This window comes from Methanonatronarchaeum thermophilum (assembly GCF_002153915.1).
GTDB lineage: Archaea > Halobacteriota > Methanonatronarchaeia > Methanonatronarchaeales > Methanonatronarchaeaceae > Methanonatronarchaeum > Methanonatronarchaeum thermophilum.
Window position 1 is genome coordinate 416772 of the sequence record NZ_MRZU01000004.1, and the last position, 12195, is coordinate 428966.

At 37.7% G+C, this 12195-nt stretch carries 13 protein-coding genes; 12 read left to right on the forward strand and 1 reads right to left on the reverse strand.

The window, feature by feature from the left end:
• The first annotated feature begins 268 nt into the window (after positions 1-268).
• Both AMET1_RS07055 and amrS read left to right on the forward strand, forming a co-directional pair.
• Positions 269-1450 (forward strand): MFS transporter, encoded by a 1182-nt coding sequence (locus AMET1_RS07055; protein ID WP_086637772.1) that lies wholly within the window; start codon positions 269-271, stop codon positions 1448-1450.
• 173 nt (positions 1451-1623) lie between these two features.
• Positions 1624-2637: an AmmeMemoRadiSam system radical SAM enzyme gene (gene amrS / locus AMET1_RS07060; RefSeq protein ID WP_086637773.1), complete on the forward strand. Its 1014-nt coding sequence runs from the start codon at positions 1624-1626 to the stop codon at positions 2635-2637.
• Positions 2638-2669: 32 nt separating this feature from the next.
• Here amrS and AMET1_RS07065 read toward each other — a convergent pair whose 3' ends face one another.
• Positions 2670-3536, reverse strand: a complete 867-nt coding sequence (locus AMET1_RS07065; protein ID WP_201721315.1) for an ATPase domain-containing protein — start codon at positions 3534-3536, stop codon at positions 2670-2672.
• 210 nt (positions 3537-3746) lie between these two features.
• Here AMET1_RS07065 and cofD point away from each other — a divergent pair, with 210 nt between their 5' ends.
• From cofD to AMET1_RS07115, 10 genes are all read left to right on the forward strand, one after another.
• A complete protein-coding gene (gene cofD / locus AMET1_RS07070) occupies positions 3747-4643 on the forward strand; it encodes a 2-phospho-L-lactate transferase (RefSeq protein WP_086637775.1) in 897 nt (298 codons plus the stop codon).
• A 36-nt stretch (positions 4644-4679) separates the two neighbouring features.
• A complete protein-coding gene (locus AMET1_RS07075; protein ID WP_161490824.1) occupies positions 4680-5528 on the forward strand; it encodes a triphosphoribosyl-dephospho-CoA synthase in 849 nt (282 codons plus the stop codon).
• Positions 5528-6088 carry a DUF447 domain-containing protein gene (locus AMET1_RS07080; RefSeq protein WP_086637777.1) on the forward strand — a complete coding sequence of 187 codons (561 nt, stop codon included), beginning with the start codon at positions 5528-5530 and terminating at the stop codon, positions 6086-6088. Before AMET1_RS07075 ends, AMET1_RS07080 begins: the two co-directional genes overlap by 1 nt.
• Positions 6085-6771 (forward strand): flavoprotein, encoded by a 687-nt coding sequence (locus AMET1_RS07085; protein WP_086637778.1) that lies wholly within the window; start codon positions 6085-6087, stop codon positions 6769-6771. The genes AMET1_RS07080 and AMET1_RS07085 overlap by 4 nt, the downstream gene beginning before the upstream one ends.
• Positions 6772-6864: 93 nt before the next feature.
• Positions 6865-7158 (forward strand): DUF5320 domain-containing protein, encoded by a 294-nt coding sequence (locus AMET1_RS07090; RefSeq protein ID WP_086637779.1) that lies wholly within the window; start codon positions 6865-6867, stop codon positions 7156-7158.
• 189 nt (positions 7159-7347) lie between these two features.
• On the forward strand, positions 7348-7689 hold the full coding sequence (locus tag AMET1_RS07095) for a DUF134 domain-containing protein (RefSeq protein WP_086637780.1): 342 nt from the start codon (positions 7348-7350) through the stop codon (positions 7687-7689).
• A 70-nt stretch (positions 7690-7759) separates the two neighbouring features.
• Positions 7760-9448, forward strand: a complete 1689-nt coding sequence (gene ade / locus AMET1_RS07100; protein ID WP_161490825.1) for an adenine deaminase — start codon at positions 7760-7762, stop codon at positions 9446-9448.
• Positions 9414-9968, forward strand: a complete 555-nt coding sequence (hpt, locus tag AMET1_RS07105) for a hypoxanthine phosphoribosyltransferase (protein ID WP_201721316.1) — start codon at positions 9414-9416, stop codon at positions 9966-9968. The genes ade and hpt overlap by 35 nt, the downstream gene beginning before the upstream one ends.
• Positions 9969-10015: 47 nt before the next feature.
• A complete protein-coding gene (locus AMET1_RS07110) occupies positions 10016-11083 on the forward strand; it encodes a pyridoxal-phosphate-dependent aminotransferase family protein (RefSeq protein WP_086637783.1) in 1068 nt (355 codons plus the stop codon).
• 196 nt (positions 11084-11279) lie between these two features.
• The gene (locus tag AMET1_RS07115) at positions 11280-12167 is read left to right on the forward strand and encodes a cobalamin biosynthesis protein (RefSeq protein ID WP_086637784.1); all 888 of its coding nucleotides are present in this window, start codon (positions 11280-11282) and stop codon (positions 12165-12167) included.
• Positions 12168-12195 lie beyond the last annotated feature (28 nt).

A 12195-nucleotide genomic window follows, 5' to 3' on the forward strand; every position in this document is an offset into this window, starting at 1 on the left:
CATCACTATACTGTTTTTAACCAAATATATTTTCATCTAGAACCCTTATTAAATGAGGCCGGGGCTTTTAGTTCTGGCATCAAGGATTACACCTCATATCTAATTAAAAATAAGTGTATTTGAAAGCTTTATTTATAGATTGTTTGGTGTGATCGTTATAAACATTTTTTAGAGAAATTGAAATGCTGATTCAATCATATTTTGGTTGAGTTATAAGTTTGGATAGGTACTGTTAAATACCAATATATTATGGAGGAAAACCTGGAGTATGTCTTTGAGAGGCGATAAAAGTTTTTTAAATCGTTTGGAACCGAAATACATAGTTTTGTTTGCTTGTTGGTCTGTCTGGTTTGTTAACTTCCTAGTGAGGATGTCTGTACCAGTTTTATTACCTTCGATTCAAGTTGAGTTCGATGTGGCTTACATAGAGCTAGGGTTGATGATGTCTGCACTTACATTTGGCTATGCGGTTTCTCAAATTCCAAGCGGTATACTCGCTGACAGGATGAAAAAGAAATATGTCATAGTTCCAGGTATGGTTCTTTTTTCTTTGGCTATGGTTGGTGGTGCGATATCGAATTCATCGACCGTGTTAATCTTGATGTTGTTAACGGCTGGCCTTGGATTGGGAACTTACTATCCAGCTGCAACATCTTTAATAGCTGCTTGGTTTGAAAGAGGAGAGCGTGGAAGGGCTTTTGGGATACATGAAACTGCTTCAAGTGTTGGTTCTGTTGTAGGTCCTTTGTTGGGAGGATATCTTGTATATGCTTTTGGTTGGAGAGAGGGATTTGGAGTACTTTTGATACCAGGATTGCTGGCCATACCTATTATCTGGTACCTTGGTAAAGAACCTGATATCGATATTTCAGGTTTGAAGAAACAGAAGATAGTTTTAAACCCGATATTAATGCCTACAGCTGTTTATACATTGATGATAATGGGTTGGATGGCTTTCACGACATTTTTACCTTCATACTTAACGAACGTCGGATATGATGACTTCTCTGCAGGTATTTTGTTTGCGATAATGCCTTTGGTGTCTGTAATCGCGATGCCAGTTGCCGGTAATTACAGCGATAAGTTCGGTAGAGGTAAAGTTATATTTACGTTGTTGATTATATCGGCACCACTGTCTTTTTTAGTCACATATTTCGAGCATTGGATACCGATTTTGTTCTTGCTTGTGACGATAGGTAGTACTTTGTTCGCAGCTTATCCAGTTGTTATAGCTTTGATTTCGGATAAAATACCGGCTTCTAATAGGGCTGGTACATTTGGTTTTGTAAACGCAATAGGAATGGTTTTCGCTTCAACCACTCCAACTGCAATCGGTTATTTGATAGATATTTTGAACTATAGGATTGCGTTTTTAACAATATCTTTGATGATTCTTGCTGCAGCGTTTACTATGCTAAAAATCAATTGGGATGAGGGGAAAAAAGAGTAGGGCTAACCCCTATCCAAAAAGATTTAAAAAAACTTTAATTTAAGTTAACAAACTTGTTTTTTGGCTAAATAACTATTTTAATTAAGAACAATAGGTAGTTAATTGAAAGTTAATCGACCTATATATCTGGCTTAAAAAATTTAGACATTCTGAAAACCTGGTGGTAGATAGATATGAAAAAAGAAGCAATGTTTTATGAAGAGAGGTCTGACGGTAAGGTTAGATGCAATTTATGTAACCACCGCTGCATACTCAAAAAAGGGGAGAAAGGGATTTGTGGTGTTAGAGAAAACGATGAAGGAAAACTATATACTCTTGTATACAACGCAATCTCTTCTAGAAACGTAGATCCTATTGAGAAAAAACCTCTCTACCACTTCCATCCAGGTAGCCGTGTTTTCTCCTTAGGCTCTGTTGGATGTAATTTTCAATGCCTTAACTGTCAAAACTATACGATAGCAAGAGCACGGCCAAATGAAGTATATCTAGAAGATATGACTCCTGAAAAATCGGTTTCAATTGCTCGGAAAAACATGTGTGAGGGGATGGCATATACATACAATGAACCAACAGTTTGGTACGAATTTAACTATGAATCTGCTAAAAAAGCAAAACAATCCGGTCTATTTACAGTATATGTAACAAACGGCTATATAATGCCTGAACCGCTTGAAGAAATCGCTCCATATCTAGATGCGGCGAACGTCGATATAAAGTCGTTCGATGGAGACGAGTTTTATAGGGAAGTTTCATCTGCAAAATCCAAGCCAGTGTTAAAAACATGTAAAGAAATGAAGAAACATGACATACACCTAGAGATTACATACCTTGTGATACCAGGGTATAACGATAGAGAAAAAAACTTCAAGGAACTTGGTGATTGGTTGGTTGATGAGATTGGAGACGAAACTCCGGTGCACCTAAGTAGGTTCTATCCAGCCCATAAAATGATGGATGTGGATCCAACTCCAATAAAGAAGATGGAGAGGGCTCATGAAATATTGACAGATAAAGGAGTTAAGTATGTCTATCTTGGAAACGTAAGGGGTCATGAATATGAGAACACAATCTGCCCAACATGTGGTGAAGTATTGATAAAGAGGGATGGATATTCAATCGAGGTTATGGGGTTGGATTTATACAACAAATGTGACAACTGTGGTGAAGATATAAACGTGATAAGGTGAAGTAACCAAAAAAGTTTGTATATAAGTTTGATTTAGAAGTAAACATCTTCTTTAGGATGTACTTCTATTCCTTTGCTTGAGATTTCAAAGGGATTTATTTTTTTACTGTGGTCTGAACCTCTCATTTTATAGACCTCTATGCTTCTCGACCTAACCCCTTCTTTCCGTTCATTGTAAAGCCTGATCGTTCCTTCTGTAACGAATTCTTCCATATCGAACCTACTCATCCTGTTTTTATCAAGCACTTCAGATGTTAATAAAGATGTTAATCCAATGGCGCTTAATGTTGCGGAGAGTTTAAGAAAATTGATACGAAGTTGTTTCTGGGTGTCAGAGACAAACCCTAATGAAGTGGTTGAATCAAATACACATCGTTTAGCACCGATATCTTCTTTAATCTCAACAATTCTTTTGAGAGTTGAATCCATATCGAAAGGGTCGACTTCAACATACTCTTCATCGGTTGGAATACCAACTTTAGCGGACTGTGAATCGAGTATGGCAAGTTTATCATGCTGCTCGAGTTTCTTTAAATCCATGTTATAAGATTTCATATTTTCTCGAATATTTTTAGGGTCCTCCTCGGTCACAACCAGGATACCGGGTTCATCGTATTCAACGACACCGTTATGTAGGTATTGAATCGAAAAAGTCGATTTACCGGATCCAGCGTTACCCGAAACCAAATAACTCCGGTTTTTAAGCAAACCTCCACCACAAAGTTCATCGAATCCTTTAATACCTGTAGGTACTCTTTCTGACTGAGAACCACCTTCAAAACCATCTTCATCATCGTCGAAATCAAATCCACTAAAATCAGAATCTTCAACAACCATGTTCCTAATTAAACTATTTTTTATGTATTTTCTTACTCTATCTACATATTTTAACCGAACCAACGTAGATGAACCCGACCATTTTTTCTTTAGTTTATTGACTTTCTGTATAGAATATTTTTTTTAGAATACTTAAAAAATAACCGGCTGTGTATTGTTACGTTGTTTTTTCTTAATTTATAGTTGTTTTCTGTAGTTGGTTTTTTTGTTTTGTTTAGGGTTAAGGATTTGTTTTTCTGGGTTTAATTGTTTTTTAGTTTATTTGGTGTTATTATGTTGTTTCTGTCTGGTGGAACTGGTACTCCTAAGTTGATTCGTGGTTTTCGGTCGTTGATTGATGAGGGGGAGATGGTTGTTGTTGCTAATACGGCGGATGATACTTTTGTGTCTGGGAATTTGGTTTGTCCTGATTTGGATACTGTAGTTTATACTTTGGCTGGTTTGATTGATGATGATCGGTGGTGGGGTATTGAGGGTGATAGTTTTGATACGCATGATTTTTTGAATCAGATAGGTCAAGGTGAATATATGCGTATTGGTGATTTGGATAGGGCTGTGCATATTAGGCGGACTGTTTTGTTGGAGGAGTTTTCTTTGTCTAGAGTTACGGAGGAGATATGTGGTTGTTTAGGGGTTGAGGCGGATGTTTTCCCGATGACTGATGATAGGGTGAGGACTAAGATTGTTTCTGGTGGTAGGGAGTTTGGTTTTCAGGAATGGCTTGTTGAATTGGATGGGGCTCCTGTTCCTGAGAAGGTTGTTTTTGATGGTTTGGAGGATGCTGTGCCTTCTCCGGGGTTTTTAGATGCACTTGATTGTGAGGATAATGTTGTTATTGGGCCTAGTAATCCGGTTACGAGTATCTACCCGATTTTATCTTTGGAGGGTGTTTGGGATAGGTTGTTAGAAAAAAATGTTGTTGCTGTAAGTCCTATTGTGGATGGGGAGCCGTTTAGTGGTCCTGCAGTTAGGTTGATGAGGGCTTTTGGTATTTCTCCGGATAACTATGGCTTGAGAGATTTTTATGATGGATTGGTTGATTGTTTTGTTTATGATGTGCGTAATCAAGATCCACCGGGGGATGGGGTTGTTTTTGATACGTATATGAGGTCTTGTAGGGATGAGGCTTTTGTAGCTAGTAAGGTAATTGATTTGTTTGATGAGATGTAGATATTTGTTTAACTTTATATTATGGATGGTGTTTATATGGATGTTAAAAAAACTTCGGATTGTTTAAGGCTTGCATTGATGTATGAGGTTGCAGCGACGCCTAAACCTGGCTGTATTGATAGGAACTATGATCACTCTGATACGTCTTTTTGTGATTTTATTTCTTCGGCGGTAGCTGTTTCTAGATGTTTTGAGGAGTGTTTTAATTCTTCACTTGGTGAGGTTATATTGGGTTCTACGAAGAATATGGTTAAGTCGCATAGTGGTCAAAATACTCATTTTGGTGCTATATTGCTTAATGCTCCACTTTATCTTGCTGCTGTTCAAGTTGATGATTTTGAGTTGGATAATGTGGTTGAAACTGCTGGTAAGATTGTTGAGGCATCGAGCGTTGACGATGCGATTAAGTTTTATGAGTCTTTTCGGCATGTTGAGGTTGGAGGGCTTCGTGATGATATTGAGGAGTTGGATGCTGAATCTAGGGAGGCAATACTAGATATTTCAAGGAATTCTATATCTTTTTATGATTTGATGGAGTTGTCAGTTGAGTATGATGGTGTTGCTCGTGAGGTGTGTAGAGGGTTTGAAAGAACTATTGAGGGTTTTGGTTATTTGGATGAGGGTCCTATTGATAACGATAGTTTGGTTAGGTGTTTTTTAAACCTGCTTACTGAACCTGATACACATATAGTTAAAGTACATTCTCGGGAGAAGGCTGAATTGGTTTCGCAGCAAGCTAGGGAAATTATTGATGAAGGGTTTCCAGAAGGTAGGTTGCAGGAGTTTGATAGTAGGTTGAATGAAGAAGGGGTTAGTCCTGGTACAACAGCGGATATTTTGTCTAGTAGTATTTTTATGTCGCTTTTAGATCGGAAGAGTGATTGATGATGAATGATGTGTTGAAGGGTTTGGGTTTTACAGAAGGTAGGGTTATTGAAACTCTCTTAGTTACTGAGAGTGAGGAAGGTTTTAATTGTGCTCCCATCGGTGTTTGGAGTGAAGGTGGTTATCTTTGGTCAAAGGTTCATGAGGATTCGGAAAGTTATAAGAATCTGAGTGTTGAGTCGAGGTGTACTGCTAATATAGTTGATGTAGGTATGTTGGTTGAAGGGTTGTTTACCGATTTAGATATAACTGGTGGTGTGGTTGATGGGGCCGGTGCTGTGTTGAGGTTGGCTGTGGTTGGTTTTTCTGTAGATGGTGAGTGGGGTTTGGTTAAGTACTCTGTTGATGGTGTGGAGGTTTTCGATTCTTGTGCTCGAGGTTTGTGTAGGGCTGAACTTTGTTTGCTTGAATCTGCAGTTCATGCTTCTAGGGTTGGTTTGGATAATAGTCATGTTGGTTTTATTGGGCATTATCGAGAGATAATAGATAAAACTGGAGGGCGGTCTGAAGTTGAGTTGATTGATAGGTTGATTAGTAATTATGGGTTGGATGTTGAATGAGTTCGAAAGCTATTGGTTGGTGTATAACTGGTGCTGGAGCGCTTCTTGAGGAGAGTATTAGGGTTGCGTCAACTGTTTCTCGGGATTTCGATATAACTTTTTTTGTAAGTCGTGCGGGGGAGGAGGTTCTTGAGATGTATGGTTTGATGGATGAGTTATGTGGGGTTGTTTCTGATAGTTATCTAGATGAGGTTTTTTTAGCTTCCGATTCTGGATTTAGTTTTCCTAAAACTGGGAGGTTTATGTTGGGTCGTTATGAGGCGTTGGTTGTCTCACCGGCGACTTCCAATACTGTGGGTAAGATGGCGCATGGTATTTCGGATACTCTTGTTACGAACTGTTTTTCTCATGCGACAAAAACGGGGGTTGAGGTTTTGGTTGTTCCGGTTGAACTTGAACCTGCAGCTTCTATAACTCCATATTATATCTCAAAGGATCTTTGCGATAAGTGTGGTAGGTGTGTTGATGTTTGTCCGGAGGGTGCTGTTCGTTTTTATGAGATTGATTACTATCGTTGTTCTGGGTGTGGTAGGTGTGTTGATGTTTGTCCGGAGGGTGCTGTTCGTTTTTATGAGATTGAGGTTGTAGAGAGGGGTGTGGATCGGGAGAATATTGAGCGGATTGAAGGTATGGAGGGTGTTAGTGTTTTTGGTTCTCCATTTGAGTTGTTAGATAGATTGTAGTTTGTGGTTTTTTTAGGTGGTTTTGTTTTATTTGAATATTTAGGGTAACAGTTAAATATTTTTACACATATGTGTGTTATTAGGGTGTTTTAATTGCCAACAAGAAACAAAACAGGGCCATACGGAAAAGGCCCAGCAACAGGAAAAGACCTAGGAAACTGCATAAAAACCCAAGAACCCCAACCCAGACTCTGCCAAAGAAATAGACATCGAAGAAAACCTAGAATAAACCAAGGACCTATAAATAACCATCAAAACACAAGAAGAATAAACCGACAACCAGAAAACAACCAAAACATAAAAAAACGGATAAAATGGCTAGAGAACCAAAAAACCAAACTCCAAAACGAGATAAATAGACTAAAACAAAAACTAAAACAAGAATAAAACCAACCAACCCCCTCATTATCTCTTTATTATTTAAAAACCAACCCTACCGATAAATATAGAAAATAACACCTACAAAAACCCCAACTATTTTTCCATTCCAAATTAAACCAACCAAAACCAACACAACCAGTTTTTTTCGATAATTTCAATAAGCAAAACCAAACTATTAAGGTAAGGTGCGTCTGGATGGAAGAAGACAACGAAAAAAACCAAGGGTCGGGACGAAAAAGAAGAGGGCGTCCAAGAAGACCCCGAAAAGTAGGTTGGACCCCCAACGTAAACATATTCAAACCAAGGGGAGTTCCAGCAAGAGAACAAGATGAAATAATAGTTACAGTAGAAGAGATGGAAGCAATAAGACTAATCGATATCGAAGACCTAACTCAAAAAGAAGCAGCAGAAAAAATGAGAGTATCGAGAAGGTCATTCTGGAACGACCTAAACTCAGGGAGAGAAAAAATAGCAAAAGCCCTAACCAAAGGAAAAGCAATAGTAATCCGAGGCGGCGACTACTCAGTAGATAGATAAAAAACTAAACACACATCTACCCAAAACCCAGATAAACAAAAAAAGATAACTAAATTCCTCAGTGGTTATGATGAATCTTGAACAAAATATAGCTGTAGCGAAAGGAGATGCCAATCCAGACGCAGTACTTTCTGGTAACGTCCTATCCGTATACAATGGCGAGGTATTCCAGACCGACATCGCAATAAAAAATGGATATATAGTAGGCCTTGGAAACTACCAATCTAAAAATACATACAAAACAGATGGAATAATAATACCCGGTTTAATCGATGCCCACATGCACATAGAAAGCAGTTTCTTAAAACCCATCGAGTTCGCCAGAGCAGTAATACCATATGGAACAACATCTGTAATAGCCGACCCACACGAAATCGCAAATGTAGCTGGAATTGAAGGAATCAAATACCTAATTCAGGCTAGCAAAAAACTACCACTAGATTTCTATTTCATGGCTCCATCATGCGTACCAGCAAATAAAGAACTTGAAACCTATGGAGCCACAATAGACGAAAAAGACATAAAAGAAATGCTAGAATGGAGGGAAATCCTAGGTCTTGGAGAGCTAATGGACTTCGAAGGAGTTTTAAACCAGAATCCAGAAGTCCTAAAAAAACTAGAGATAACCAGAAACCACAAAATCGATGGACACTGTCCAGGCCTAACCGGGAACAGACTAAACGCATACCTAACCTCTGGAGCAGACACGGATCACGAATGCATAACAAAAGAAGAGGTCCTAGAAAAAGTAAGGAAAGGAATGAAAATCATTTTACGAGAAGGATCTGCATCAAGAGACCTAACCCGATTAATCGAAACTGTTAACGAAAAAAACTACTGTAACTTTATGCTCGGAACAGACGACCTTGATCCCACAGACATAGAAAAAAGAGGCCACATCGACCATAGAATTAAACTGTGCATTGAAAACAATATCTCTCCAGAAATCGCAATCCAGATGGCCACATTAAACACAGCAAAACACTATGGCTTGAATGTTGGAGCAATATCTCCAGGACGAAAAGCAGACCTAGTGGTCGTCAAAGACCTTAAAGAAATGGATGTAAAATCTGTTTTCAAAAATGGAGAACTAATCTGGAAAAAACAATTTAAAAAACGATTAAAACCGCCTAAAACTGTCAAAACCAAAAACTACGTCAAAATCCCAGATATAACTATAGAAGACCTTAAAACACCTAAGAAAAAAGGAAAAATAAGAATTATCGATATATTTCCAGACAAAATAGCAACCAAAACCCTAGAGATGGAAGTAGAAACAAAAAACATCCCCGACCCAGAAAGAGATATAGCTAAAGTTGCAGTCATAGACAGACATGGAAAAGGAAAACACATAGGAATAGGATACGTCCGTGGATTCGGAATAAAAAAAGGAGCCCTCGCAAGCACAGTAGCACACGACTCACACAACTGCATTACAATCGGAACAAACGAAAAAGACATGATAACAGCAATAAACAAAATAAAAGAGATAGGAGGAGGCCTAGTGATAGCATTAAATGGAGAAACGGAAACACTACCACTACCAATAGCCGGATTGATGTCAAACCTCAAATACCAAAAAGTAATAGACAAACTAAACCTTGTTCGCAAAAAATCCAAGCAACTGGGAATAGAAATCGAACACCCCTTCATGAAAATGAGCTTCCTATCCCTACCCGTAATACCCGAACTACGAGTAACAACACATGGATTAGTGGATGTAAATGAAAACCAAATCGTCGACCTATGGATTGATTAACATGGAGAAAAACCTCCTCTATTCAGAGAAAGAAATAAAAAACAAAGTCAAAGCAATAGCGAAGCAGATAACAGAAGACTACCAGAAAAACAAGCCAGTAATGATTGGAGTATTAAAAGGATCTGTAATATTTCTTTCAGACCTAATGAGAGAAACTGAAATCCCACTAGAAATAGATTTCGTAGACGTAAAAAGCTATAAAGGCACAGAAAGCACCAAACCAGAACTAAGATTGAACACAACACACAAAATCAAAAACAGAGACATAATACTCGTTGACGACATACTTGACACGGGAAAGACAATGCAACTACTAAAAAAAGAATTCAAATCAAGAGGAGCAAAATCGATAAAAATCTGCACCCTACTAGACAAACCATCACGCAGAGAAGTAGAGATACAGCCAGACTACACAGGATTCAGAATACCAGACGTATTCGTAATAGGATACGGCTTAGACTACAACGAAAAACACCGAAACCTACCAGATATCTACAAAATCGAACAACAAAAAACCTAAAAAAAAATACTTACTATAGAGCAAAAACCAAAAAAAGTTGAATTAAAATGGAACTATTAATGACCGCCGGACCTACAGAAATCTCTCCAAGAGTAAGAGCAGCTATGAACAAAGAGATACAGAGCCCTGACTTTGATGAAAAATTTAAAGTTTTCTATAAAAAACTAATACAGAAAACGAAAAAAATATATAGAACCGACAAAGACCTGTTAATTCTTGGTGGAGAAGCAATATTAGGTTTAGAAGCAGCTGTATCCTCAATTATAGATAAAAACAATCAAGTACTCTGCATAACAAACGGTTTCTTCGGAGATGGTTTTATTGATTTCGTTGAAATGCGAGGCGGAAAACCAACAACCGTAAAACACCCATACGACCAACCGATAAACATCGAGAAAGTGAAAGAAAGTTTAGAGAAAAACAACTTTAAAGCAGCCACAATAGTTCACTGCGAAACACCAACAGGAATATTAAATGAAATCGATGAACTGTTAAACCTACTAAGAGAAAACAACATAACAACAATAGTTGACGCAGTTTCATCACTAGCCGGAACACCGGTACCTACAGACAAAATAGATATCTGTATAGGCGGTTCCCAAAAATGCTTTAGCACACCACCAGGACTAACAACAATAACAGTCAGCCAAAAAGCCTGGAGAGAGATAGAAAAACACAAACAAGACACATACTACACCAGCTTAAAACCATGGAAAGATATGTGGCTAGAAAACAATCAATTCCCATACTCAAACCTTGTAACAAACCTATATGCATTAAACGAATCAACCGACATGATCCTGGAAGAAGGAATAAACAACGTATTCAAAAGACATAGAAAAACCCATAAAACCTGTATAGAGCTATGCAAAAACCTCAACCTCGATTTCTATCCCAAAAAACCAGAAACCATGTCACCAACCGTCACAGCAATAAAAATCGAGGGAAAAGCCAAAAAAATACAGAAAACCGTTAGAAAACAAAACAAAATCCTACTCTCAACAGGATTAGGGGAACTACAGAACGATATAATACGAATAGGCCATATGGGATATAACGCAGATATAAATAAAGTACGTAAAACAGTAGAAGCAATAGAAAAAGCTTTGAAATAAAATAACTACAGAAACAAAATACAGAGATTTTTACTAGAGGAATAATTAATGGATTTTTTCCTTGAAAGAGCCATTGTAATAATACTATAACGCAGATATAAATAAAGTACGTAAAACAGTAGAAGCAATAGAAAAAGCTTTGAAATAAAATAACTACAGAAACAAAATACAGAGATTTTTACTAGAGGAATAATTAATGGATTTTTTCCTTGAAAGAGCCATTGTAATAATACTAGCTTTAGCAATAGATATGGTTGGAGAACCTCCAGCAAAAATACATCCAGTAATATGGATGGGATCAACCATCAACTGGCTTGAATCAAAACTAAACAAAGGTAAAAAAAAGGCCAAAGGAATACTAACACTACTAACCATTGTTTTTTTATTCGTAGGTCCAGCAATTCTAATAGAAACATATTCAGGACCATTCAGCTATATAATAACAGCCTTGATAGCTTCAACCATGTTTTCACTTAAAAACCTATCAGACATGGTTAAAAAAACAGCTGTAGACGATTTACAAAACAAGAGAGAGGTGGTTCAAGGTTTAGTCAGCCGTGACACAAATAAACTAAATGAAGGCCAACTAAACTCCGCCGCCGTAGAAACCGGAGCCGAAAACATTACAGACAGCGTGGTATCACCATTATTTTACTACGCATTACTTGGACTCCCAGGAATAGTACTATTCCGAGTTGTAAACACACTTGACGCAATGATCGGATACCGCAAACCCAAATACAAAGAATTTGGTTGGTTTTCAGCCAGAACAGATGACCTGCTGAACTACATCCCAAGCAGAATTTCAGGAATATTAATCCTATTAACTGGATGGAGAAAAGGAGCGTACAAAGTAGTGAAAAAAAACAAACACATAAAACTAAACCCTGGATGGACAATCAGCGCTATAAGTGGAGTTCTCGATAGAAAACTAGAAAAAAAAGGATATTATTCAATCAACCCTGAAAAACAACCACCAACAAACGAAGATGTAACTAAAACTGTAAAAATAATATGGAAGGCCTCAGGCCTTTTCACAGCAATATTAATAACAATATTATTGGTAGGTGCAATCCTTGTATAAACCAAAAAAACACATACTCAATGTAAAG

Coding starts and splice junctions, on each gene's coding strand:
- AMET1_RS07055 (WP_086637772.1), top strand. CDS start 269: ATGTCTTTGAGAGGCGATAAAAGTTTTTTAAATCGTTTGGAACCGAAA.
- amrS (WP_086637773.1), top strand. CDS start 1,624: ATGAAAAAAGAAGCAATGTTTTATGAAGAGAGGTCTGACGGTAAGGTT.
- cofD (WP_086637775.1), top strand. CDS start 3,747: ATGTTGTTTCTGTCTGGTGGAACTGGTACTCCTAAGTTGATTCGTGGT.
- AMET1_RS07075 (WP_161490824.1), top strand. CDS start 4,680: ATGGATGTTAAAAAAACTTCGGATTGTTTAAGGCTTGCATTGATGTAT.
- AMET1_RS07080 (WP_086637777.1), top strand. CDS start 5,528: ATGATGAATGATGTGTTGAAGGGTTTGGGTTTTACAGAAGGTAGGGTT.
- AMET1_RS07085 (WP_086637778.1), top strand. CDS start 6,085: ATGAGTTCGAAAGCTATTGGTTGGTGTATAACTGGTGCTGGAGCGCTT.
- AMET1_RS07095 (WP_086637780.1), top strand. CDS start 7,348: ATGGAAGAAGACAACGAAAAAAACCAAGGGTCGGGACGAAAAAGAAGA.
- ade (WP_161490825.1), top strand. CDS start 7,760: ATGAATCTTGAACAAAATATAGCTGTAGCGAAAGGAGATGCCAATCCA.
- hpt (WP_201721316.1), top strand. CDS start 9,414: ATGAAAACCAAATCGTCGACCTATGGATTGATTAACATGGAGAAAAAC.
- AMET1_RS07110 (WP_086637783.1), top strand. CDS start 10,016: ATGGAACTATTAATGACCGCCGGACCTACAGAAATCTCTCCAAGAGTA.
- AMET1_RS07115 (WP_086637784.1), top strand. CDS start 11,280: ATGGATTTTTTCCTTGAAAGAGCCATTGTAATAATACTAGCTTTAGCA.